The sequence below is a fragment of the Exiguobacterium sp. s102 genome (assembly GCF_018618635.1).
Taxonomy (GTDB): domain Bacteria; phylum Bacillota; class Bacilli; order Exiguobacteriales; family Exiguobacteriaceae; genus Exiguobacterium_A; species Exiguobacterium_A oxidotolerans.
Genome location: NZ_JACSML010000002.1, coordinates 613,471 through 636,828, shown reverse-complemented (window position 1 = coordinate 636,828; position 23,358 = coordinate 613,471). Strand labels below are relative to the sequence as shown.

Here is a 23,358-nt window from a genome sequence, read left to right as displayed (position 1 = left end):
AAAAGCTTGGAGACAAAAAAACATGTTTTATGATGAGTACGAACTGCTTGAGTTATTCGAATCCGAACCTGAAGAACTTTATCAAGAAGGAGCAGGGTCCTATATGTATAGTAAAATCGATAAGCTCGGGTTTCAGATATTACTGTATATCTCGCAATATGAAAATAAATGCATCGTCAGTCTAAGTAGTGATATATACAATTGGACGATCTTCGATTTTGAACTATATCATATAGAATCAATCAGAAATGAAAATGAGTGTTTAAAAATCCGAGACAATTCAGGAAAAACGGAAGTTGATATCCGATTTAAGCCACATTTCAGTTTAACTCACATCAGATGATCTGATTAAAAATATGATTGATTTTTTAAGATACTACTTGCGTAGGAGAACAGTTTCAAATGCGTAAATACTTATTGACTGGTTCTGTAATGATCATCTTTGCGTTTTTTTGTTCAATTCGAACCCTTATGTAATGAGCCGCCAGATCCCCGTGTCGAGATAAAGGGACAAAGTATTTTAACGGTCCAAGGTACATTTTGCTGGAGTGGCTTGTTTAGCAGTCAATGTGTAGACAAAATCTACGTAGACGGTCTGCATATGACTGAAAAAAGTAAACCGGTCACCGTCATGCCTAACGAGAAAATCCAGATTTCCTTCGATCCAGAACCTGATACAATCAAAATTTTTCAGTTTAACAACAAGAAGACCGGTAACTCTGTTACGTTAAAAAATAATCAACTGGTAACACCAAAAAATAGCGGAACGTACGCATATGAACTTCAAGCAAGATGGTCGGAGAACGGTGATGATCAGTTTGCTTTCTTGATCATGGTAAAATGAATAGCGAACGAATAGAGCTCGTGTATACTAACATCTAAATATATATTACAAAGGAGATGATAAGTATGAGTACGATTTCTAAACTTGTTCGCGATGCCGTCCTCGATCGTATTGAAGATGAGATGGATTTACAACTCTATCATGATTCCATGGCAGCATACCGTAAAAAATCAGAATCAATTTCGTTTGACGATATGATGAAGGAACTTGATTTAGAATAACAGCACCTGGTCGGGATGGAAAGAGACTTGTTGCAAATCGTTCGGGTGAATGGCATTATTGCATCGGCGACCCCCTTCTGATTGCTGACATCCAAAAGGAGAAAGTCGTCTTCTTGGTTCTTGAGATTGAATACCGTCGTGAGGTTTATAAATGATTATTATGAACAATTTATCAATTAACCCAGCAAGTATCACAATTTACTATAGTAAGAAGTCCACATCATTCCTCAAGTGTGGACTTCTTTCTTTTTAAATCCTGTTATCACAAGTTAGCAATAATTATCAAAAATTGATTAATCTAAACGACTATACTGAAGAAGAAATCAATACAGAAGAGGAGAGATTCAATTGATTATCGAAATCTGTACGTCTATCATCTCTGAAATCGTACGCAATATCGTTTTCTCAATGTCATTCAAGCGACGTCAGAAGACAAACGATTCAGGAAATAACTAAAGCGTCTTTGAAAGGATCTGACAGTAAAATATGAGTAGTACTCCTAATCAAGTAATGTTTGCTTATACATTTTTAAATCAACCTACTGCTCTTTCAAAACGTTCTGCAAAGGATATCCCAGCCATTCTTTCAATCGAAGCATCGTTCACTATAACAATGAACGATGACATTTATTTAGAAACCTCATTGTCCATTTTAGAGTTTTACAAATCTCTATACCGTTGGAAAGAAAAAATAACGGAAACGTCAGTCCCTGAGTTTCATTATTACTCAGTTGAATTTGATGCGAACGAAAAAGAAGCCATTATTTCGATGATTCCCTTTTCTAATCGAGGTCGTATTAAATCCATATGGGGTGAACATGATCGATATAATGTATTTCCGTTAGACATGTTAGTTTCATCCTTACTTGACCTAGAACAGAGGCTAAAGTCAGACATTGAAACCTACTTCAATGTCCAGTTAGATAAGTTCATACATCATATTCCTTACACTTTATTAAAGGAATGAATTTCTAATCAAAATTTGTATATTAAATGTTTTTTATCAAAATTAGACGAGAATACTCCCACTTCTAAACGTTCAGGGCGAAGCCTTAGTGCAAGTGGGAGATGAATCGTCTTCGGGCAAGGCGTGTCTTGCGACACGTCAATTGTCCAACACTCTTGGTTTGAAAACAATTAAAACCAGGAATAAAAAAAGTCATGTTCTTTGAAAACTGAAGATATGGCGTTGTGACAGGAAGTTCGTCTGTCACGTAAAATCTTCAACGTTCACCTTGCGGATGACCGAAGTAGCGAAAACCAAGCAGAGTAGGCATCCGTATAAAAGAAACGGACAAGATCAACGTTCAACCGTCGGGACAACGGGGTTAGCCTGATAATTTTTTGACCGCTAGGTTGTTGAATAACTCAAGAATCCTCCACCTCTTAGCGCAGCGTAGGTGGAGGTAGTTCAAGAACCCATGAAGAAAATTCGATTGTCAACACTAAACTAGACAATCTTCTTAAGGAGTGATTGTCTAGTTTAGTGTTGACAATCCAGCTCTAATTATCGGTCCGGCAGGGGGGCAGCGGTGCGATGAGGCCAAAAAATCTTTTCATGTTGTACATAAAGTAGAAAGAACATTACTACCTATCTAACAGGAGGATCAATTCACTTCGATCAGCTATCTACCCTCAAACCTTCATACACTTCACTACTTGTCTCACTAATACATGCTCCATAACACTCTTCTACATAGAAAAACAAGATGTATTTTCTTACCCGCAGTGGATCCGTCCACTGCGAATCTCTCATTGCACTTGGATTCGGGACGAATCCATTCCTTACTCGCTTGCACTCTCTTAAAAGAAAAACGTTTCGCCGTTTTTCGTCCATAAATCAGTAGAACATTTATTGACAACCAATTAATTAAAGGAACCGTGGATTTAGGATTTGAAGGGATTGACCCTTATTTCGGCTCGGGAAAAGTTAACATTTATGACACTCTATCTAAAAAATAAAGGGGAAGATTAAAATTAAAGAAATTAAAACTCTATCTATAGGCGCTTTAATCATTTCTGTCATACTTCTTGTATTTACCTCTCTTGAATTTGTTTTTTTAAAGATACTTGGTCTACATTACGAATCTTTATCAAGTTTACTATTCTTCTTTGGTGTATATCTAGTTTTGGAAATTCCAATCAATTTATTTTTAAAGTCATTATTGAAAGCCCTAGTCACTCTAAATTTTATAAAATCAAGTAAAGGTTTTATAGAGTTGATCCTAAATATTGCTAGTACGTTTGTACTTTTAAAAGTAATCACTCAATTTATAGATACTGTTTCTATTTCTCAAATAGGTATCCTCATTTTTTCTCTAATCACAGGCTTAATAGGATGGTTAGCAATTCAAAACGACTCTGAACCTCCAAAGAGAGGCACCAAAGAATTTGAAAATTTTAAAAAAAGAGGAAAATAATCTGAGAGTCATACGACCAATCAAATACAGTCCTATTTTAAAGTGCACCCCAGGAAACTTAAGAATGCATTTTTTCTATAACTATTACGACAGATTCACATGAGAACGAGACGTACTCTCTTAAATGATGCATATAACAATCAATTGAATGGGAACTTTTCCGTCGTAGTGACAAGTGTCGGTAACCAAGCTCATTATACTTCTTGACAGTTCGCTATTTTAGGTGAGGAGAACGAGCGATTGCATTCAGAGACATGCCCTTTTGATACATGGATTGAACAGAAGAGACAAGCATTTTACGATTAGAATCATCGGGCAAAAATTCTGTGATAGAGGATGAAAGTTCCTCTACCACAGACTGGCTCTTACAGATTGGTATACGACCAGATAGCACATTTCTACAAACAGTAACAATCAACTCCCACAGATTGTAAATCAGATAGAAACGATTACTCACTACTACAACGCCTTTTTTCTGAAATGTTTCTTGGTATCCTAGGAACCTGTCCGAAGAAGCTCGAACAGGCTTTTCAATCAATCCATCTATACATGTAATCATCTCGTCGGGATTCCATGAACGGAATAATTCGGTTGGACGATGGGTCTATGCATTGCAGATGATTGTCCCGTAACGATGTCCTTTTTTGAAGGCGAAGTCGTCAACCCCAATGATACACGGCTGTTCCGAAGCAAGATGAAGGAACTTGATTTAGGATGACTTCATACACCGTAGAGTTTGAGCACGGAGCTCAAAAGTCTCTCAAGAAGATGGGTCCCCAACAAACGCGGATCATCATGGAAAGGGACTCGTCTCGAATCGTTCGGGTGAATGGCGTTATCGCATGATGGCTGACATCCAGGATGAGAAAGTCGTAATCTTGATTCTTAAAATCGGCCATCGTCGTGATGTCTATAAATGATTATCACGACGAATACTGACTATTTAACGTAGCAAAAGCATAGTTACTATAAAAAAGAAGTCCACATCATTCCTCAGGTGTGGACTTCTTTCCTTTCATTTTGCTTCCCTTTACGCGATAGTTGTCTCTATCGGCATTTAAATCTAGAGATACTAGCCAATAACGGTCTCTTATCTATTGGTCAAAAATTGTTTATCATATTAAAGAGCCGAATCATGCTGAAACTAAAACCCAAATCCGAGAAGATTTTCATTTCGATCACTGATCAATTGATATTGCTACAACGGCACTGGCTTATTATTGATGATTCCGTTTTCATAATAGAAGCATTAATCCGGAAGAACTATTATGAAACTATCAATGGCTATAAGTAGTTCTAAATGAGTGAAAAGAACTTCAGTTTGTAGATGCTGCTAGACGAAGGAATGACAAATGCAGACAATAACGTTCCATTTTCTTATTTGTATAACAATTCCACATCCATTCATTCAGTCAACTGCGCCTTAATTCGTCATACGCCACTAGCGGAACTTTCTTCTTTGATCACTCTAAACTTCCCAAGATCACGTGTATTCATCACATGCGGGCCACCACAAATCTCTAGCGAGAAGTCACCCATCGAATACACCTTGACGTTTTCATCGTATCGGCTTTCGAATAGTCCGGTAGCCCCCATTCCTTTCGCCTCGTCTACGCTCATCTTCTTGATACTGATTGCTAGCCCTTTACTAATTTGTTCATTGACTAAATCCTCCACCCTCTTTATTTCTTCTTGGGTCACCTTTCGATGGAACGTAAAATCAAACCGTAGTCTTTCGACCGTGATATTGCTACCACGTTGTTCCACCGACTCCCCCAACACTCTTCTCAATCCTTCGTGCAGAAGATGTGTCGCAGTATGAAGCCTTGTCGTCTCAGTTGAACGGTCTGCTAATCCATCGTGTAATCCCCTTTTAAAATCCATTCACGCCTCAATTAAGATCGGATTTTTCGATATTCGAGCAACAGTGGTGTCAGATTCAGTCCAATCGACACAATCGTTAAGAACCACCAGGCGCGTTCCATTCCGGGAACAACGTCTGCCAAGGCCGCCCAGTCCTCCGCTTCGACCCAGCTCGCCAGTTGACTGTATTCCGCACACAGTGTGAGCGCCGTAAGCGATAACCCGGCAGCCATCGCCAGCTTATAGTCCTTGCCGATGAAGTACAAAATCAGATTCACCGCCGTCGCGAAGATGGCAAGTATCCCAAACAGTAGCCACATGACACAATTCCTCCTCTCCTTGTTGTGTTTCCTATTGTTATTCCTTTCGACAATCAATCAAATATTTTATTTCTTATCTTCGAGATAAAGTGTTTCGTCGATTTCTTCATACGTCGAAACATCACCATACGTTACAGTTAGTTCAGTGTCTTCTGACCACTCCCAAAAGTAGTCGCCTTGCGCGATGATAGCACGTTCTAAAAAACATTCGAAATTTAAATTTAACGCAACTGCAGTGTCCAGACCATCTGATGGATGCACGACCGTGATATATGGTTTTTTAAAGGAGTCTTCTGCATCTGTACATTGATTTTTATCAATTAAAATCCATTTCTCATCTATTTGACCTATGATCCAGTAGTTTCCTTCTGAGAGGATACCGTCTTCTGAATGGTGCTCTTCCGACATTTCGAGCATTTCCTCAAGAGGAAACAATTCTAGGATTAAATCAGATTCTGTTTCAAATAAACCGCATCCATTATGTAACGTTAAAAAATGTTTGTAGTCCCTTGGTAAAGAAAACGTATCTTTCAGGAAGTGTGAATCAATCTCTTTAGAAGTTAACGGTGTATTGAAGGTGCAAGTTGCCCATCCATTTCTCCCGTATCTCCCCATAATAAATCTCGGTTCGTTTTTGAACATTTGTTTGAGCAAAATCAACGTTCTTTCAATCAGTTTCATTTTATCTCCTCCTCATTTTTTTCGAACTATCATCACGCCAAAATATCCTCTTCAGTTTATACCTTTAGTTGGAAATAAAGATACTAGATTACAGACTTTATGATATGATCAACTCAGTGCTTTTATTACATTTATTACCTATTTTATCATTAGAAGGAGGGCTTTAGATGAGTGGTGATGGACTACTTTGGAGTGTATTATTACCAAGCTTAATCGCATTAAATGTATCAGCTATCCTTTTATACAAAAAAGGGAAAATGCCTTTATGGGGATCCGGCTTACTAATTGTCATACTCGGACCAATCATCGCTTTGATAACCGGTTCTGTTTTTTTAAAAATCGACCATAGTACGGGCGGATACGGTTTTGGAGCAGCTTATGCAGCAGCTTTTATTGGGTTCGTGATCGTTGGTAACGGGATCCTGTATCTCATCATCGGTCTCGTATTAGGGATTAAGAACTTCATTAAACGACGGCAAGTAAATCAGTCAAGATGAAAATACAGAATAGAAAAGGAACCCTAACTTCGAATCATAATGCACGGTCTGTTCACTTCAAATCCTGTATGCTCATGCGCTCCAACTCTTTTTCCTGTTTTTTTCTAAACACCTCTCGGCCTTTCCCCCACTCCGCTACCAAACAAAGCAAACCAAACCCTGTGATTAGCAAGTATTGTATTGTACTAACCGACTCGACGTTAACATATCGCCAAGTCATTCCTGCAGAAAACAACAATGGAACAACTGCCCCTAAGTACACATTCTTTTGACTCGATAATACATACTGCGCTCCGAGCACAGCTGCATAAAGTAAACCTTTTAGCAGAATATCCATTCCATTTTTCCTCCTAGTCGAGCATATTTTAAAACCACCAACCATTTATCAATATCAATAATTTACCATATTGAAACGGATGTTCATTCGATATTTATGATGATTACAATAATGTAAGTGAATACCTAAATGGAGAAAAACTAAAAAACAATTCTTCTCTTAAACGAGAAAAATCGCTTTTCGTCTTCACTCTCAAGTCCTTTTGGATGCTGTTCTCTATCCATATAAGGATGATGATTTGACTAACTTTAATGAAACCAAGCATAATGATAAACAGCAAAGTGTTACACAACTCGCTCTGCAACGAAAGGATGTTGGTTATGTCATCAAAAAAAGTCTGGACAGTCGAAGGTTATGAAGAGCACGGTGTCGAGAAACATGGAGAAGCAAGTTTGACTGAATCGTTTACGAATGAGGCCGATGCTCGTAAAGCTGCTAAAAAAATGGCGGATCAGCACGATGATCTCGATGTATATGTCATTTATACAAATACATCAAGCGGAAAAACAGAAGAACGCTTCTTCAATTCGGATGGATCTTACAGTGAAGAAGGATATGAATGGTAACAGCTTAGCCGTCGATTTGACGGCTTTTTTTGTATGACGAATTGTATGATTAAACACAATACCTAACTGAATACACAAAAAACGCTCTGTTGAGCAGTTCGCGGGGAAATTCTTGAGGCTGACTCATATGTGGGATATCTATCGATTAAAACGAATCAGTGTTTTTTTCATGCGTGATTCAGTCACAGACTAAAGCGTTATGAACACTACGAATTTGTACCAAAATGGCCGATATTCCCGTGAAAAGTGGGATTATCGGCCATTTGATTGATGGAGGACGGAAACGTCCGTCACAAACATAGTTTTTAGACTGACTTATATCAGTCAAATTTCAATAAAACAACAGGAGCGACTTACGCTTGCGGACGTTTCCGGCGCAATCCGTAGTACTGATAAAACTGAACTTCGATGTTCCCGTTATACAGCTTACGGCGTTTCGTCGCCGGGCGGCCGAACGCTTTCTCGAACTCGACGTATGACGTGATCATATAGACACTGTAATACGGGAATTCCTTAAAGGCGTTACCGACTTTCCGGTACAACTGATGGACTTCACGTGCGTCTTCGAGACGTTCCCCGTACGGCGGGTTGCCGATGATGACACCAAAGTCTTCCTTCGGCTTGAAGTCGGCTGCGTCCCGTTGCATGACGTTGATCGCGTCCCGGACGTCCGCGAGCTCAGCGTTTTGTTTCGCGAGCTTGACCATCTCCGGATCGGTATCGTTGGCATAGATTTTGAGCGGCTTGTCCCACTCGGCTTTTTCGTTTGCTTCCTTGATTGCGTCGAACCAAGCTTTTTTCGGAATCGATGCCCATTCCTGCGAGACGAACTCACGGTTGATCCCGGGTGCGATATTGCGTCCGATCATCGCCGCTTCGATTGCCAGTGTTCCGGAACCCGTAAAGACGTCGTAGAGCGGCATGTCCGGCTTCCAGTTCGTCAGCATCAGCATTGCCGCTGCCATCGTCTCTTTGAGCGGTGCCGCCGAGTGGAACTCGCGGTAGCCGCGTTTATGGAGCGCGTCACCTGACGTATCAATCGTCAGCGTCGCGATGTCTTTTAAGAGCGCGACTTCAATCGGGAAGCTGGCGCCCGTTTTCGGCAGCCACTCATCCCCTTTGTTGTACGCTTCCTGCATGTGCGAGACGATCGCTTTTTCCGTGATTTTCTGACAGTCCCGGATTGAGAACAGCTTCGATTTGACGGACCGCCCGTTGACGACGTAGTTCGCTTCCCACGGGAGCAGTTCGCTCCACGGGAGGTCTTTGACTTGATCAAATAATTTTTCGAACGACGTCGCCTTAAATTCCGCGACGACCAGTTTGACTCGGTCTGCCGTCCGGAGCCACAAGTTCAAACGTGGAATGTCTTCCATCTCACAGTCGATGTAAACTTTTCCGTCTTCGACCGTACACTCATATCCTAAATCGCGGACTTCTTTCGCGACCAATGCCTCGATGCCCATCGCTGCCGTCGCGATGACTAAACGTTTTGCCATGATTGTTCACGCTCCTACCTGTTTTTAAGATTTCCAAAATCATTTCAATAAAAAAAGAGCCCAGTTGGACCTGGACTCTCGTTCAAAGTAAAAATAACAGCCTATGTGGTCCTGTAAGCCATGTTCTGTTCCCTAGTGTTGCAAACGGTTTGACCCTCACACGTGGGCGACAATCATCTATCTCCGTATTTACATACGCTCTCCTTCGCGTTCAGTTCCGCTCCGGAAATTCCCCTACCAAATTTGGGTTTCTCGCTCGTGGGGTTTACCTCGTTCCACCCTTACTGTTTCCAGTAAGGCTCCGTCACTGTGGCACTTTCAAGAAGTTTCGGCCCTATCCGAAGACTTAGGCGTTCCTTCTGCCGTCAGCACGACGCTGCCTACACTTATCTTTTCGTGTAGCACGATCACTACAACCATCGCAGGTTGTGCGAGCATGGACTTTCCTCAAAGCACCGAAGTGCCCCGCAATTGTCCGAACCAACATAGTCACTGCTTAACAGTGTAGCGTACTCCCCTGTTTCCCGCAAGGTTTATTTTCAAAAACGACAATCGAAAAAGTTGCGTGTTCACGTGATTTCGCGGTATAGTACAATGGTTCAGAAGGGGGCATGTACTATGAAAAAACGACGCTCTGGTACGAACCAGCGTACCGTCCGGAAGCTGACGTTCTTGATCGAAATCGATGAAATCAAGGCGCTGCATCTCCGCAACGGCATCTTTGCCTTTTATCGTAAAGGAGAACTCATCCATGCGTTCGAGCCATTTAACGTCAAACAACCGGATGCGTTATCAAAACGAAGCTATCATTTCGACCAACACGATATTCTTTTGATGAACGAACGATTCCCACAACAAATTCCACTCTATGATGAAGCGATGACATTACGCTCATGGGCGGAACAGGTTGAATTCGGTTTGTATCAACTAATTGATTCGGGACGCCTCTCGTTTGTCCATGAGGATGATACCGGGTATAAAATGGAAGCTAAAATCGAGTGGACAGGTGAGACCCTCACTGTGCCGACTCCCGTTTATAAAAAAGGAAAAGACCCAAAGCAAGATCTTTGAGTCCTTTCTTCGAGCCAGTTCCTCACATGAGGAATTGGCTTTTTTTATTTGATTATTTGACCGTCAGGACACGTTCGACCGTTCGTGTATGGCGGCCGGCAGACGTCGTGAAGACGAGTTTGTACGTCCCTTTGTCCTTTAGCTTGTAGGAAAATTTGTGAAGCCCGTTGCGTAAGTTCGAGTCAGAAAACGTTTTGACGACGGCACCGTCCTTATACAGGCGGGTCCGGGTCGACGCACTCGAATACTCATTAAAATAGAACGAAAACGTCTGGTTCGGTTTAATGACGGACGGCAACGAGATTTTCGAAATCGGAGCCGGTACTTTCGCCAGCATCCCGGCATTCAGGCGACCTTTCCCGTAATGAAGCGACGTATCGCCTGATTTTTTCGATGCGGCCGCATAAAGCTTACTGCGGAGCGTATGGTTCGAAATGAACGGGTTCTTTGACTTCGCAAGCGCCATGACGCCACTGACGATCGGTGTCGCCATCGACGTTCCGTCGAGGTAGCCGTATTTGTTCCCGACGATCGTCGAGTAGACGCCCTCCCCTGGTGCCATGATGTTCAGTCCACGTCCGTAGTTCGAAAATGTCGATGCCCGACCGAGCGTTCCGACCGAACCGACGGCGACGACCGACGACATCGACGCCGGGAAGAGCAATTTATTGCGACCGTCGTTGCCGGCAGCGCCGACGACGATGATGTTATTCGCTTCCGCCTTCTTGATCGCTTTTTCCATGTACGGATCAAATTCATATTGACCGAGCGACAGATTGATGACGTCCGCGCCTTGCGCGATCGCATATAAAATCCCGTCACCGATATCAATCGAACTGGCATAATCACCGTCAAAGACGTCCGCGCCGATCAGCTTGACACCGGAAGCGACACCGACGATGCCTTTTCCGTCTTCTGCAGCTGCGACGATTCCGGCGACATGCGTCCCGTGATCATCCGGTTTACGGATTCCGGAAATCGTCGTCGTCTTATAGATAACGTTCTTGAATTCCGAGTGTTTCGTATCGATCGCGTCATCGATGATTGCGACGCGGATATCTGATTTCCCATGACTGTACTTCCAGTAAGTAGGGATGCGTGATTGATCAAGATATGTTTGTTGCAATTGTGCCGAATCGGTCGCCTTCTCGACATCCGTGACGGGAATCAAGTCAACTTTGACTTCATCCGCATCGAGGTGTGCGAGTGGCTCGACGAGCGAAAATCCGTCCTGTTTCAGCGGACGTACTTCTTTTAGGCCTTGGTCTTTTAACCAGGTTTGTTTTTGTTGGTCAGTGAACGTCGGATCGTACTGGACATATTGGGAACTAGCGAATGCCGTCGTCGGTAGACCGACCGCAAGCGCGACAGTGAGTGATACAAGTTGCTTTTTCATATGGACCCTGCCCTTCTGTTAACACACGCCGATTCGATTGATTTGCTGATTCAACGGACTTAAAAAGGAACAGTGCCACCTGATTCTTCGCTGACTTCAAATGAAGTGATTTTCCCAATCGTGACATACGCATAGTACCGTGCCAGGACGGCGCGCCAACGCGCGGCGTCAATCCCCGTCAAGTCTTCTCCGAGCGGAGAACCGTCAAATGTCTCAAACTGCTGACAAAAAAACGCTTCTTCGTCCTCGTTCCATATTACAGATTCGCCAATGAAACCCGTTGAAAATCTGACGAAATCCGCAATCGAGGGACCGATTACTTCTGCCGGGAGGCGTTCACTCATTCTCCCGACCAGTTCATAGCGGTCGCGCTGAGCTTGATCCGCGTCTTCTAACGTCTGACAAAGTAATACTTCGCGATTGATTTCAACTAGAACGATGTAGTCACCGCTCGGTACATTGACGTGTATCATCACTACACCCCTTGGATTAAATTCGTGTAGTTTCTTGATGTGACTTGCTGTTCACTGCCTTATAATGTCCATTTTCGATCAAACATCAATTCAATCGGTTCGTTGTTCTTAGACTTTAACACATGGACGCGCGTCGTATCAATTTGATCGAGTAAATCAGACTTTTGGAGCGAGCGGATTTCAGTCGCTTCCGACTCGGCGATGCGCGCCCGGTGTGGCTCAAGCAACGCTTGTTGCTGACTTGCGAGAGCGTACCAGGCAAGCCGCGCAAACGGCTCGTCTTTCGCCGTCTCAAGAGCGTAACTTTCAAAAATGTCCGGCAAGTAGCTGCTGAATTGATCGAGCGCATCAATACGTTCCGCTAAATCGAGGACCGTCAACCAGCTCGGTAACGATAACAACGATTCACTTGACCACCAGTCGATTAAATCGACGTGCTCTTTAAAGAGTTGTTGTGCTTCCGTCCGGTCGATGAAGTGGTGCATCGTTTGAATCAATTCATTCCAGGCGACCGTCCAATATTCTTCAGACGGGTTCGCCGAGATGAAGAATTGACGATACACCGTCAACAGCTCCGATACGTCACGGAGCGTTTCGACTTCCAGCCGCTGGTTGAGTCGACTGACTGCTTTCGTGAAATAACTTGGTTCTAATGTTAGCGCCATATAAAGTAATTTCGGGACATCTTTCAAATCTCCTTGATCGACAGTCTCAAATAATTCTTGAATCCACTCTGGTTGTTCGTTCGTCATAATAAATTCTCCTCTACATAGTAAATTTATTTACTATACCCGAAAAGAAATAAATGTAATCCTCTTCTTTAAAAAGCACCAATCCGTTTAGCTGTTTCTTCTCCACATAATACGATCAACAATGAGCCGGGCGGAATCGTTTCGTCGAGCCGCCGGTTCAGGTCGAGTCGCTTTCCGTCAGACAAAATCGTCACGCCTTCTTCGAGCATCGCATGGAACGCTTCACGGTACGTCGTCCACTCCGGCCGTACCGGAATCGAGAACATTCCGTCCCCGTGTTTCGTCAATAAGTTCGTCACGACTTTCGTCACGCCCGGGTGATGGGAGGCGAGAATCGCCATCCGGGAAATCGTTTCGTCCCCGAGAATGACTTCGTCGACCTTGATTTGTTCAAAGCTGTCGAGATGTTCTTCAAGCATCATCTCGACGATTGTATAGATGTCAGGATTCGCGCGTTCGATACTCGAAGCAATCAGCAGCGTCCGGCCGTCCGCCAGCGCCGGTGGCATTGAATGATCGGCGAGGACGATTGCACGCGCCGCCTGTTTGACGTTCGCCCGTTGTAACGTCGAGGCGAGTGCCGGGTCCCCGTTGACATAGTGGAACCGTTCGTGACTGAATGGTTCTCGCTCCAAATCATCGACGAGGATGACATCCGTCGTCTCGAGCAGTTCCTCGATGACATGTTTCGACCGGCGGCTGTAGCCGAAGACGATCGTATGGCCTGACTCTTTCACTTGCAACAACCCTCTCTCTTTTTGATCGCGGATCACTTGGACTCCGTCGACGAGCTTCGAAATTAAACTCCCGACGATCCCGATCCCGAAAATGAATACAAAAATCGTCATCATCCGCCCGAAATCCGTATTCGGGAAGAAATCACCGTATCCGACCGTGACGACGGTCGTCATCGTCCAGTAGACGGCACGGAAATACGAGCCGAACGTCTCCGGTTCGACGAGATACATCAGCAAGGCGACGCCGAACACAAAGAAAAACGACGCATAGCCTAACGTCCGCATCTTTAAAAAGGACATCTTTCGTAAAAATCGAAACCAAATCATCCTTTTTTTCACTTCCTTTCGAACAATATCTCTTCGCACCCTGTTAATAGGGGCGAAGGAGGTGATACACATGACACAAGCGGAAGAAATCAAAACGAGTCTCGTTGTCGTCTTCGAACGAGCGGATAAAGTTTCACCGAACGGAGATGCCCTCATCGCCCGTCGTCGCTTCAACGGACTCCGTCCAGACTTAGCACCTGAAGCTGTCGCTGCAATCGGTCAAGCCATCGGCGCAATGATCACAGGAACATACACACACAGTGAAATCAGTCGTGACTACGCTCTACTCAACGCCTAATCTTAAAGGAGGATTCTCATGGAACATACCATTTTATTGACGTTCGACACATCGACGAACAAACCGTTTCGCCTTCGGTTATCCGGTGCGAAAGCAGACACGACGGTCGCTGAGGTCAAAGCCCTCGGCAACTTGATGGTCGCACACGATCCGTTTTATAACGGCATCATCAAACTGCGTGAAGCCGAACTGCAAAACAGCTCGGAATCCGCCTACGTCCTCTAACACGCACCAGTTGTCATCATCACCGATTGAGGTGATGATGACTTTTTTTTGGTATACTAGTGTTATCAACCAGCTGGAAAGGAAGTCAATTTATGGCCAAACGCCCTCTTACCCCTCGCGAATGCGAACTCGTCGTCTGTAGTCTCTATGTAATGGAACTGATTCCATTCGAAGGAATTATGGAACGACTCGAGTCGATCACGCTCCGAGACATCATCGGACCGGTCGCGACCGGTGACGCGACCCGTCAACAAGCAGCGGAGTCGCTTGATCAATACATCAAGGTGCGGCGCCGCCGTTTCCGTAACGTCCCTCCGGAACATTTATGGTCGCTCGACGACCGGATGGAGCAGGAAGCATTACGGATGATCCGTAAACGCTCTCCCCTCTCTGCCGGAGAGAAGCTCCAACCGAAAGCAATCCCGTTCGAGATGGGTGACACCGTCGAGATGAAGGTCACGGAGATTCAGGAACGCAACAGTAAAGTGACCGTCATCGGGAAAGTCGGACAAGTCACGGCAAAACTTCCCGTCGCGAACCGCCAAGCGCTCAAAGGCAGTAAAACGATAGCAGCTTGGGTGACGGGCATCGAGAAAAAACCGGCCTTGATCCACTTGTCGACTTCCGACTACGGAAAACACCAACCGTCGGCTGAAGTCCTCGCGGCATATGTGACGGCCATCCGGGGCTTACGTCAGTTTTTCGAAACGAACGAGCTGCCTTCGACAGAAGAAGTCGATTTAGCGAAATCCCTGTTCCAACGGATGATCCGCCGCGATCAAAATGACTGGTTCACGGTCTATGTCGCAATGGGCCGTCCCCAACTCGACCATGTCCGCCGCTGGGTCAAGGTCATCCAAATGCTCGGCAAGTCACTGCGTGGCGACGAAGATGCGACACGCCAACTGGCTTCACAGGAAGATCGCTTCTTCAAGGACGCGTTACTCCGTGCCTGCCGCTCCGTCGAGAAGAATCTCGATTCGCGTACGTAACCTCTTTCGACTCTCACGCATGAAATACCTATTAAATGAAACCGATTTTCCGAAACAAAAAAATGCCGCTACCGTCGAACACTTACTTCGAGGTAGTGGCATTTTGAAATTAAGTGATGTCGAGCGTCGACTCGAGGGCCCGACACGTTCTGCGGATCGTCGGTAAAAAGTCCGTTCGTTTCGCGACGCCGCCTTTAATATGAACATGATGAATCCCTTTCGTCCGTTGAATCGCCGTCAGGACCGTGACGAGTTCGACGAACCAATTCGAAATCAGTTCTACGACCTGCTCATCAAAAGCAGCCGCTCCATACACATCATACCCGTTCTCGCAGAGATGGTTCGGGAATTGTTGCTTAAACCGAAAAATTAACGTCTCCGTCGTCGGAATCGACCATTGCTGAAAGAGGATGCGTCGCTCATGATCCATCGACGTTTCAATCACTCCGTCCGTCTTTAACTTTGGCTGACTACCGATGTTCAAAATCCAACTCGTTTTCTTTCGTTCGCCAGTGGAAGTGATCGTTCGCATGGTTTCGTCCATCTCCTTTGATGTGTAAGCGTTTACTCTCTTATTCTACAAGCCGATTGACCTTTCGTGCAAGTGACAAACTAATGAAACTGAACGATGCCTTCGTCTGACGTTCAGTCTAACAAACTTTTCCGCTGTTGACGATGGCAGTAATTAACAACATTCCCCGCGTCTTGCTTTTTTTAACCGCCTGGACGCAAATCGGCAAAAAATGATCGAATCCTTCGACACCATCCGTCCCGTAAAGAAATAGCTACTAGCCCCACTAAAAATGTGATACCATTCAGTGGAATCATCGAAAGAGGAGAGAACATTATGCGAAAGTTTTTACGAGTTAGCATCTTGTTCGTACTGTTCGTCCTCATCGCCGGCAGCTTCGTCTACTGGCAGAATCGGGAACGTGTCCAAAATGAATTGTATCGTACCTATTACGGGCAATACGGCGTCCCTGCCGAGAACATCGACATCTACGAACAAGCCGGTGACCGTTATGAAATCGATTGGAAGCTGTTAGCAGCAATCCATCGGGTCGAGACGATTTTTTCGAACTCTTCCGCGATGCAGTCGTCCGTCGGCGCCATCGGTCCATTCCAATTCATGCCGAAAACATGGGTCGGTTGGGGATATGAAGGTGGTACGTCGCTTGGTGACATCGAGCACGACGGGATTGATTTGACGGATCCGGAAGCAATTGAAAAGTATGGCGGTCTTGGGGTCGATGCTGACCAGGACGGCAAAGCCGATCCGACAAACCTGACGGATAGCGCCCATACGGCAGCGAAGTACCTCAACCAGCATGACGTCACGAAAACATCTGAACGCCAGACGCTCGAGTCCGCACTGTTTGAATACAATCGCAGTGAACAATATGTCGTTGACGTCCTCGCACAATACGATAATTATCAACAGCAAGTCGAGACGATTGATGCGAACGACCTCGACTTCAAACAAAAGACACTCGCCCTACTTCTTCGCGTCAGCTCACGTTTACTCAATTAAAGGAGGCACCACCATGACACAACCCGATCTTTCATCACTTCAGATCGAGGAATCGTCGATCCGCGTCAAGACGACATTTGATGCAGACAAGACGAAACGTTATTTGCGAAGCTACATCTTTGACGACATCGAGGAAGGGACGCACGTCGCCGCATTGATTTATACACCGCGGACGACGGACGCCTTCTTGTCCGGGACGACGACACAACGGGCGTATAACTTGATGAAGAAACACGTCAGTGCTCCCGTCAAACAATACGATATCATCAGCTTGATGCCTGATTTACTCGTCAGTGAAGATTTACCGTTCGCCCAGGCGAGCTATGACGAAATCAACTACCAGTTCGTCGAACAGACGTTACAGCAAGTCCGCGCCAAAAATGGAGTTGTCTTATGCGGATGGGGCTCCCCCGGTCGCTTGATGCACCACTTGCCTGCATTCGAAGATTTATTCAACGAATATGCCGACATATTATACTGCTCCGGCATCACGTCTAAAGGCGAACCGAACCACTTGCGTCTGACCGTCGACGACAGTCCGATGATTACGTATCGTGAGATGCAACAAAAAGCGAAAAAACTGCGGCGTAAATAATGCGTCAACAAAAAGGTGTTCTTCCCGGTTCTTACACACGGGAGAACACCTTTTTTTAGGACGATTAAAGCATTTACGTCTGGATGCTGTCTTGTCTCATCGGTAAAGCGGTTCGAATCACTTTTCGACTTCGACTTCCAGAATAGCTTCGATTTCTGCTTCGACTTCTTTATTCACCATCTGCGAACGTTTTTTTCTCAATTCAAGATCCATTTCTTGATCGATGAACTGGTTCGTATGCTTATCAAAACAGCTGTAACAAACCGCATGAAAGTCTTTTTCATCTGTCTTCAAAGATTTAAATTCCCACGTCTCCAGTTCCAGATAACTGACTTGGTTATTCGTTTCTTTTCCACATATTTCGCACGTCATGTTCATTCCGCTCCCCTTTTCAGACATCTTGCTTACTTTTTCCTAATTGGCGTTCTTTGATTCGTTTTAGACGTCCATGATATTTCATGATGTTCGCTTGTGATTGTTTGGCTTCTTCACTCGTCGGTTCCAAGTTCTCGATATCCCAGTATTTCACGACGACATCTAATACTTGGTCGAAGTATTGGAGTGGTCCGTAATTCGTATCGACGGCGATGGTTTTCATGCGCTCGGTAAAGTCCGGCATGACGGCACCCGGCATCGAGAAGTTAATGATGACATCTTCAAAGAACACGATGAAGTTCGGATCGAGCTCAAGGTGCGCCTTCACCGTGTCGCGATAGAACGCATAGTGAAGGGCTTCGTCTTTCGCCAAACGGCGAAGCAGCGTCGCCAAGTCTTTGTCATGCGCCCCTGCCACTCTCGCGACGTTGTTATAGAAAACGAGTGTCGCAAGCTCCTGCAACGACGTATAGGCCATTGTTGCTAAAGGATTCGTAAAGTCCGGGAACCAACCACTTTCAACGACGCGTCTTCTTAATTGATGCAACCGTGTCGGATTGACGTTTCGTGTCACAAGTAAATACGTTTCGAGTAAGCTCGAATGCTGATCTTCCTCCGCCGTCCACGTACGGACGAAATCATTGATGACCTCCATCGAGTTTTTAAAGGTGTAATCCAAATGCGACGTGTACCAAGGTAAATTCACTTCTGTCAGCAAGGCCGTTTCCACCGCAACGATGACACCTTCCGGAAGCGTGACTTGACTTTCCTCCCAAGGAACCCGTTTAAATGACATCGCCTTGTCCCAAGGAATGAATTCGTGATAGCTCCAGTCGATATGTGCAGAGCGTTCCTTATGTAATCGATATAATTCTTGAATGCGCGGTTCTAAACGAATATCTAAATCTGAATTTAACATGATCATGTCTCCTTTAAGATGTTTTTTTAACCTTAACCCATTTAAATGTATTTAACCATTATAATGATTTAAATCAAACTTGTTTATGGCTATAACATTTTAAAGAGCAGGTCGTATTAGCTACTGTAGACATTATAAAGTGAGACGCCGTCCTATCCAAGAAAAAAAACCTGCATTCACAGATTTTTTAAAAATCCATGCATACAGGCTTATGACTCACTTGAGAAAAATCGCTAAAATGATTTGAATACTATTCACCCTGTCGTTCATTTTCGCGTCAGTACAGCATCAATTCAAGTAAACAGTCGACGAGATCCTTCTCAAGATCCAGTGCCTGGAGCTGATGCATCAAATTGATCGGCTCAAGACGTTGCGTCAACAGACGATAGAGACGGTCCTTCAAGTCGTAGCCGATTTCCGCCTGATCGAGGAACTCATATAAGCGTTCCATCCGATTATCGTTCGTTGACATTTCGACTTGGAGCGATAACGTGACCGTTTCCGTCACTTCACCGAGCGAAACCGTCAACGATTGTTTTTTCGGGTCATATTCGCCCGGTAACGTTTCTCCGTCACGGACGATATACCCTTCGTTGACACCACGTAAAATCACAGTGATGACCCGTTTTTCAGGCAACAGTTCCTGTTTTCCGATTGGTGCTGCGATCGTCATCGTCCGGGCGACCCAGTCGAGTTCGAACGATGTCTCGACGTTTTCCCCGTCCCGGTGGGCGACACCGACACTGTCATCCTCAAACAGCGTGAATTGGTTCGAGGCGCCAGGGAATACGTGAACATCGAGGTGTTCCGGATTATGCAAGGCGTTCGAGTGCTCGACATGTCGACCGAGCGGAATGATCGCACCTGCTTTCGCGAGAACCGCCTGTTCGTCAAGCTTTCGGAACAGACGCATTTGTTTCCCGCCTGTATAACGGTGACCGGAGAAGAAATCGAACCATTCCCCGTCCGGCAACCACGCCGTCGTCGCCGCGACGTGTAATTTCTGATTCATCGGTTCGACGATCGGTGCGACCATCATTTCCGTTCCGAAATAATACTGGTTCGGGACGGCATACGCAAGTTCGTCTTCCGGATGCTCATAATACATCGGTGAGACGAGCGGCAATCCGTCAAAATGATTGCGGGCATTCATCGTGTAAATATACGGGACGAGTTGATGACGCAACCGTAAATACCGTTTCATGACTTGTTCCGCCTCGACCGAATACCGCCACGGTTCCTTCCCGTTAAAGATGCTCATCGTACTGTGCAAACGCATGATCGGGCTGAAGACGCCATATTGGAGCCAGCGCGTCGATAATTCATCATCTTTTTCACCGCGCTGGTGTCCGCCGATATCGTGGCTCCACCAGCCGTAGCCGATGTTCGACGCCGTCGCCGTGAAGTACGGCTGGAACTTGAGTGATGCCCAGGAGATGATCGTGTCACCGGAGAACCCGACCGGATAACGGTGACTACCGGGTCCTGCGTAGCGTGAGAAGATTAACGGACGATTGCCGTCACGGGCGATATCGAGCGCATGGTAATGATTAAGCATCCAGAGCGGGTCGAGCCCTTTAATCTTCGAGTTCGCTCCCTGTTGCCAGTCGATCCACCAAAAGTCGACGCCGTCCGCCTCATGCGGGTGATGCAGTTTCGTGAAGTAGTTTTCGATGAACGTCTTGTCCGAAAAATCAAACGGAATCCGGTCTTCCGTATCCGGATCAAGTCCCATCGCGACAGCCATCGCTTCATAGGCCTCTTCAAACCCGCGAACACCGTCCGCCGGGTGCAGGTTGAGCGTCACCATCCGGTCATCATCCTTTAACCATTTCAGGAAGCCTCGCGGATCGGGGAACAAGTCGCGGTTCCACGTATAGCCGGTCCAGCCGCTCCCGTATTTTTCCGGAATGTCGGTCACGTGCCAATCCATGTCGATGACGCTGACGGAAAACGGGACGTCTTCTTTTTTGAAACGTGTCATCAAGTCTTTGTACTCTTTTTCGTTATAGCGCCAGTAACGGCTCCACCAGTTCCCAAGGACTTGACGCGGCAGCATCGGCGTCGGTCCTGTTAAATGATAGAAGTCCTTCAACGCTTGTTTATAGTCATGACCATAACCGAAGTAATAAATATCTTTTGCCCCGGCTTGGCGCGGCTCGACGAAATGATCTTCCGTCAGGACGAACGAAGCCGAGTCGTCAATCGCCGCGTACCCTTGGCGGGAGATGATTCCTTCTTCGAGCGGAATCTCCCCGTCCGCATGGTCGAGTGTCCGCGCCGTCCCTTTGAGCGTCCGGAGCGGTCCGCCGAATGTATAGCGGCTGTAGTACGTACTGAAGTTCCCGAGCACGTCGACATATAACGTGTTCTCAGCGAACGGACCTTTCGTATAGTGGAGGTGCACATGTTCCGTGATGATTTGCAATTCCGTATCGTCTTCAACGATTCGGAATGACGGGACGGGAAAATCGCGGTTCCAGACCGTTTGCGTCGGCCGGTCCTCAAAGCGACCATCCTCCGCGTATTCCATCCGAATCATCCGACTCGTTAAAATCGTGAAGCGGTAATGATCACCTTGAATGATCGCTTCCGGTCGTGCCAGTGGTTTCATGTCTCGCGTATAGAAATGGGATTCGTCAATTGTTCGCATACGGGATCAGGACGAAATCGTCCTTTTCACTTCCTTCCAAAAAGTAAGTAGTGCAACCGATGTACACCCTAAGTGTATAAAACTGTTTGTTCCCGTTTCAAGTTCCAACTAATCCATTATTCAAAAAAAGTAGTCCCGCCAATGCATTATCGACGGGACTACGGACTCTGCTTTTTATAATAAAGGTGAAATCAGCCGCGAGAATGACTCGAACAGACGGAAACGAAGCGATCGCTTGACATAATCATTGGACGACAACTGAATCGAAACTTCGAAGTCATCGATGAAGTCCCGCTCAAGCTTCGATGCACTTTCCGTATCATAGAGAAACGCCATGATTTCGTAGTTGAGGACGAAACTGCGAATATCCATGTTCGCCGTCCCGACGACGCCGATCTTGCCATCAATCAACACGATTTTCGCATGGATGAAGTGACGGTTATACGTATAAATTTTCACTCCGTCTTTGAGCAATGGTCCGAAATAAGAGCGTGTCCCGTAATACGACGTGAAGCTGTCCCCTCGTCCCGGCGTCAAAATCCGGACGTCGAGCCCGGCCCGTGCTGCAAGCCGCAGCAATGTCATCGTTTCATTGTCCGGAATCAAATAGGGCGTCGCAATCCAAATCGAGCGCTGGGCAGAGATGATTGCTGCAATCAGGGCATTACGGATCGCCGGATCTTTTGACGTCGGTCCACTCGTGACGACTTGTACCGCCCCGTCCGTCTCAGCGTCATGTTTCGGGAAGTAGCGTGCTAATCCGTCCTCGCCACCGAACGTCTCCCATGTATCCGTCCCTTCAAGATGCGCATAAATCCAATCATCCAAAAACGTCGCCTGCAGCTCCTTGACGGCACGCCCTTCGAGTCGAAGGTGCGTATCGCGCCAAAATCCAAATTTCTTGTTTTTACCATCGTATTCATCACCGACGTTCAATCCACCGGTAAAGCCGACTTTGCCGTCGATGACGACGATTTTCCGGTGATTCCGGAAGTTCGCCGTGAAGATGAACAAAGGACTCGAAATCGGATCATACGCGGCGATTTTTGCTCCGGCGTCACGGAGCGGACGTAAAAACCCTTCCCCGAGCATATAACTGCCGAGCCCGTCGTACATGAAGCGGACTTCGACCCCGGCTTCTAGCCGTTCAATCAATGCTTCACGGATCGCTTTCCCCGTCTCATCGTTGCGGTAGATGTAATACTGGATGTGGACGTGATGCTTCGCACTCCGGATCGCCTCAAGAATCGCCGGGAACGTCTCCGTTCCGTTCGTCAAAATTTTACTTGCCGTATGGACATCGACCCCACCGCCACCGAAGTTTCGAATCGTGTTGGCGAGCTTCAGGTGATTTGCCGGCAATTCACTGACGGCAAGCGAACGGACCGGCCGGGTCGCTTGTTTGAGTAACATCCGCTCATCATGCGACCGGCGGTTCCGGCGACGGCGACGCGGGTTCCGACCGAACATCATCCAGATGATGACCCCGAGAATCGGTAAAAAGATTAAGACTAGAAACCAGGCAATCGTCGATTCTGCCGTCCGATTTTCAATGAAGATGATCATGATGACGGCGAGCGGCACGACGACCGCGGAAATCGTTAATACAAAATAGAGGTAATCCAATTGATACAATGTCCAAATGATACCTCCAGCGACTAAAAACACGAGCGCGAACTGTAAAACCCGATTGCGCACTTTACTTCCCCCTCTATGAAACATACTCTCTTATCGTCATTTCCCTGTTCCCTTTAAAAATATAGCAAA

26 protein-coding genes and 1 other RNA gene are annotated in these 23,358 nt (G+C 45.9%); 12 read left to right on the top strand and 15 right to left on the bottom strand.

What is annotated here, in order from left to right; translation table 11 throughout:
• The first annotated feature begins 22 nt into the window (after nucleotides 1-22).
• From KNQ02_RS15810 to KNQ02_RS08245, 4 genes are all read left to right on the top strand, one after another.
• The gene (locus KNQ02_RS15810) at nucleotides 23-343 is read left to right on the top strand and encodes a hypothetical protein (RefSeq protein ID WP_371816407.1); all 321 of its coding nucleotides are present in this window, start codon (nucleotides 23-25) and stop codon (nucleotides 341-343) included.
• A 566-nt stretch (nucleotides 344-909) separates the two neighbouring features.
• Nucleotides 910-1,065 (top strand): type II toxin-antitoxin system RelB family antitoxin, encoded by a 156-nt coding sequence (gene relB / locus KNQ02_RS08255; protein WP_251132550.1) that lies wholly within the window; start codon nucleotides 910-912, stop codon nucleotides 1,063-1,065.
• A gap of 486 nt (nucleotides 1,066-1,551) precedes the next feature.
• Entirely contained in the window at nucleotides 1,552-2,031 is a 480-nt protein-coding gene (locus KNQ02_RS08250; protein ID WP_214765643.1) for a DUF7878 domain-containing protein, read from the top strand.
• A 991-nt stretch (nucleotides 2,032-3,022) separates the two neighbouring features.
• Nucleotides 3,023-3,484 carry a YrvL family regulatory protein gene (locus KNQ02_RS08245; RefSeq protein WP_214808312.1) on the top strand — a complete coding sequence of 154 codons (462 nt, stop codon included), beginning with the start codon at nucleotides 3,023-3,025 and terminating at the stop codon, nucleotides 3,482-3,484.
• A gap of 1,431 nt (nucleotides 3,485-4,915) precedes the next feature.
• Here the strand turns inward: KNQ02_RS08245 and KNQ02_RS15805 are convergent.
• From KNQ02_RS15805 to KNQ02_RS08230, 3 genes are all read right to left on the bottom strand, one after another.
• Nucleotides 4,916-5,251 carry a hypothetical protein gene (locus tag KNQ02_RS15805; protein ID WP_214807930.1) on the bottom strand — a complete coding sequence of 112 codons (336 nt, stop codon included), beginning with the start codon at nucleotides 5,249-5,251 and terminating at the stop codon, nucleotides 4,916-4,918.
• A 128-nt stretch (nucleotides 5,252-5,379) separates the two neighbouring features.
• Nucleotides 5,380-5,667: a hypothetical protein gene (locus KNQ02_RS08235; RefSeq protein WP_214807928.1), complete on the bottom strand. Its 288-nt coding sequence runs from the start codon at nucleotides 5,665-5,667 to the stop codon at nucleotides 5,380-5,382.
• 66 nt (nucleotides 5,668-5,733) lie between these two features.
• On the bottom strand, nucleotides 5,734-6,348 hold the full coding sequence (locus KNQ02_RS08230; RefSeq protein WP_214769571.1) for an SMI1/KNR4 family protein: 615 nt from the start codon (nucleotides 6,346-6,348) through the stop codon (nucleotides 5,734-5,736).
• A gap of 167 nt (nucleotides 6,349-6,515) precedes the next feature.
• Between KNQ02_RS08230 and KNQ02_RS08225 the strand changes: the two genes are divergently transcribed.
• On the top strand, nucleotides 6,516-6,845 hold the full coding sequence (locus KNQ02_RS08225; protein WP_214769574.1) for an ABC transporter permease: 330 nt from the start codon (nucleotides 6,516-6,518) through the stop codon (nucleotides 6,843-6,845).
• A gap of 52 nt (nucleotides 6,846-6,897) precedes the next feature.
• Here KNQ02_RS08225 and KNQ02_RS08220 read toward each other — a convergent pair whose 3' ends face one another.
• Nucleotides 6,898-7,182: a hypothetical protein gene (locus KNQ02_RS08220; protein ID WP_214801298.1), complete on the bottom strand. Its 285-nt coding sequence runs from the start codon at nucleotides 7,180-7,182 to the stop codon at nucleotides 6,898-6,900.
• Nucleotides 7,183-7,502: 320 nt separating this feature from the next.
• Here KNQ02_RS08220 and KNQ02_RS08215 point away from each other — a divergent pair, with 320 nt between their 5' ends.
• The gene (locus KNQ02_RS08215) at nucleotides 7,503-7,748 is read left to right on the top strand and encodes a hypothetical protein (protein WP_214801295.1); all 246 of its coding nucleotides are present in this window, start codon (nucleotides 7,503-7,505) and stop codon (nucleotides 7,746-7,748) included.
• Nucleotides 7,749-8,101: 353 nt separating this feature from the next.
• Here KNQ02_RS08215 and KNQ02_RS08210 read toward each other — a convergent pair whose 3' ends face one another.
• Together KNQ02_RS08210 and rnpB are read right to left on the bottom strand one after the other, a co-directional pair.
• The gene (locus tag KNQ02_RS08210) at nucleotides 8,102-9,247 is read right to left on the bottom strand and encodes a THUMP domain-containing class I SAM-dependent RNA methyltransferase (RefSeq protein ID WP_214807925.1); all 1,146 of its coding nucleotides are present in this window, start codon (nucleotides 9,245-9,247) and stop codon (nucleotides 8,102-8,104) included.
• 109 nt (nucleotides 9,248-9,356) lie between these two features.
• An RNA gene (rnpB, locus tag KNQ02_RS08205) (RNase P RNA component class B) lies at nucleotides 9,357-9,730 on the bottom strand.
• A gap of 135 nt (nucleotides 9,731-9,865) precedes the next feature.
• On the opposite strand from rnpB, the gene KNQ02_RS08200 reads away from it, so the two are divergent.
• Nucleotides 9,866-10,318, top strand: coding sequence for a hypothetical protein (locus KNQ02_RS08200; RefSeq protein ID WP_235195231.1), 453 nt, complete (start codon nucleotides 9,866-9,868; stop codon nucleotides 10,316-10,318).
• A gap of 52 nt (nucleotides 10,319-10,370) precedes the next feature.
• Here KNQ02_RS08200 and KNQ02_RS08195 read toward each other — a convergent pair whose 3' ends face one another.
• The 4 genes from KNQ02_RS08195 to KNQ02_RS08180 all read right to left on the bottom strand — a co-directional run bounded on the left by KNQ02_RS08195 (nucleotide 10,371) and on the right by KNQ02_RS08180 (nucleotide 14,003).
• Nucleotides 10,371-11,714, bottom strand: coding sequence for a S8 family peptidase (locus KNQ02_RS08195; RefSeq protein ID WP_088836882.1), 1,344 nt, complete (start codon nucleotides 11,712-11,714; stop codon nucleotides 10,371-10,373).
• Between the two features lie 59 nt (nucleotides 11,715-11,773).
• Complete coding sequence (locus tag KNQ02_RS08190; RefSeq protein ID WP_088836881.1) at nucleotides 11,774-12,187, bottom strand: hypothetical protein; 414 nt, start codon at nucleotides 12,185-12,187, stop codon at nucleotides 11,774-11,776.
• A 59-nt stretch (nucleotides 12,188-12,246) separates the two neighbouring features.
• Nucleotides 12,247-12,939 (bottom strand): hypothetical protein, encoded by a 693-nt coding sequence (locus KNQ02_RS08185; protein ID WP_159172631.1) that lies wholly within the window; start codon nucleotides 12,937-12,939, stop codon nucleotides 12,247-12,249.
• Between the two features lie 68 nt (nucleotides 12,940-13,007).
• On the bottom strand, nucleotides 13,008-14,003 hold the full coding sequence (locus KNQ02_RS08180) for a potassium channel family protein (RefSeq protein ID WP_236549986.1): 996 nt from the start codon (nucleotides 14,001-14,003) through the stop codon (nucleotides 13,008-13,010).
• A gap of 70 nt (nucleotides 14,004-14,073) precedes the next feature.
• Between KNQ02_RS08180 and KNQ02_RS08175 the strand changes: the two genes are divergently transcribed.
• The 3 genes from KNQ02_RS08175 (at nucleotide 14,074) to KNQ02_RS08165 (ending at nucleotide 15,518) form a co-directional block, all read left to right on the top strand.
• A complete protein-coding gene (locus tag KNQ02_RS08175; protein ID WP_029333476.1) occupies nucleotides 14,074-14,301 on the top strand; it encodes a DUF1659 domain-containing protein in 228 nt (75 codons plus the stop codon).
• An 18-nt stretch (nucleotides 14,302-14,319) separates the two neighbouring features.
• On the top strand, nucleotides 14,320-14,526 hold the full coding sequence (locus KNQ02_RS08170) for a DUF2922 domain-containing protein (protein ID WP_029333475.1): 207 nt from the start codon (nucleotides 14,320-14,322) through the stop codon (nucleotides 14,524-14,526).
• A 92-nt stretch (nucleotides 14,527-14,618) separates the two neighbouring features.
• Nucleotides 14,619-15,518, top strand: coding sequence for a hypothetical protein (locus KNQ02_RS08165; RefSeq protein ID WP_159172632.1), 900 nt, complete (start codon nucleotides 14,619-14,621; stop codon nucleotides 15,516-15,518).
• Between the two features lie 109 nt (nucleotides 15,519-15,627).
• Here the strand turns inward: KNQ02_RS08165 and KNQ02_RS08160 are convergent, their stop codons facing one another.
• Nucleotides 15,628-16,050: a hypothetical protein gene (locus KNQ02_RS08160; RefSeq protein ID WP_088836877.1), complete on the bottom strand. Its 423-nt coding sequence runs from the start codon at nucleotides 16,048-16,050 to the stop codon at nucleotides 15,628-15,630.
• Between the two features lie 315 nt (nucleotides 16,051-16,365).
• Here KNQ02_RS08160 and KNQ02_RS08155 point away from each other — a divergent pair, with 315 nt between their 5' ends.
• The gene (locus KNQ02_RS08155) at nucleotides 16,366-17,049 is read left to right on the top strand and encodes a lytic transglycosylase domain-containing protein (RefSeq protein ID WP_029333472.1); all 684 of its coding nucleotides are present in this window, start codon (nucleotides 16,366-16,368) and stop codon (nucleotides 17,047-17,049) included.
• A 13-nt stretch (nucleotides 17,050-17,062) separates the two neighbouring features.
• Nucleotides 17,063-17,644: a DUF1643 domain-containing protein gene (locus KNQ02_RS08150; RefSeq protein ID WP_214807923.1), complete on the top strand. Its 582-nt coding sequence runs from the start codon at nucleotides 17,063-17,065 to the stop codon at nucleotides 17,642-17,644.
• Nucleotides 17,645-17,761: 117 nt separating this feature from the next.
• On the opposite strand, the gene KNQ02_RS08145 is transcribed toward KNQ02_RS08150, so the two are convergent.
• The 4 genes from KNQ02_RS08145 to KNQ02_RS08130 all read right to left on the bottom strand — a co-directional run bounded on the left by KNQ02_RS08145 (nucleotide 17,762) and on the right by KNQ02_RS08130 (nucleotide 23,289).
• On the bottom strand, nucleotides 17,762-18,022 hold the full coding sequence (locus KNQ02_RS08145; RefSeq protein WP_029333470.1) for a hypothetical protein: 261 nt from the start codon (nucleotides 18,020-18,022) through the stop codon (nucleotides 17,762-17,764).
• 13 nt (nucleotides 18,023-18,035) lie between these two features.
• On the bottom strand, nucleotides 18,036-18,938 hold the full coding sequence (locus KNQ02_RS08140; RefSeq protein WP_088836876.1) for an acyl-ACP desaturase: 903 nt from the start codon (nucleotides 18,936-18,938) through the stop codon (nucleotides 18,036-18,038).
• Between the two features lie 277 nt (nucleotides 18,939-19,215).
• Nucleotides 19,216-21,552: a glycoside hydrolase family 31 protein gene (locus KNQ02_RS08135; RefSeq protein ID WP_239456870.1), complete on the bottom strand. Its 2,337-nt coding sequence runs from the start codon at nucleotides 21,550-21,552 to the stop codon at nucleotides 19,216-19,218.
• 213 nt (nucleotides 21,553-21,765) lie between these two features.
• Nucleotides 21,766-23,289 carry a cardiolipin synthase gene (locus KNQ02_RS08130; RefSeq protein ID WP_088836874.1) on the bottom strand — a complete coding sequence of 508 codons (1,524 nt, stop codon included), beginning with the start codon at nucleotides 23,287-23,289 and terminating at the stop codon, nucleotides 21,766-21,768.
• Between the last annotated feature and the right edge of the window lie 69 nt (nucleotides 23,290-23,358).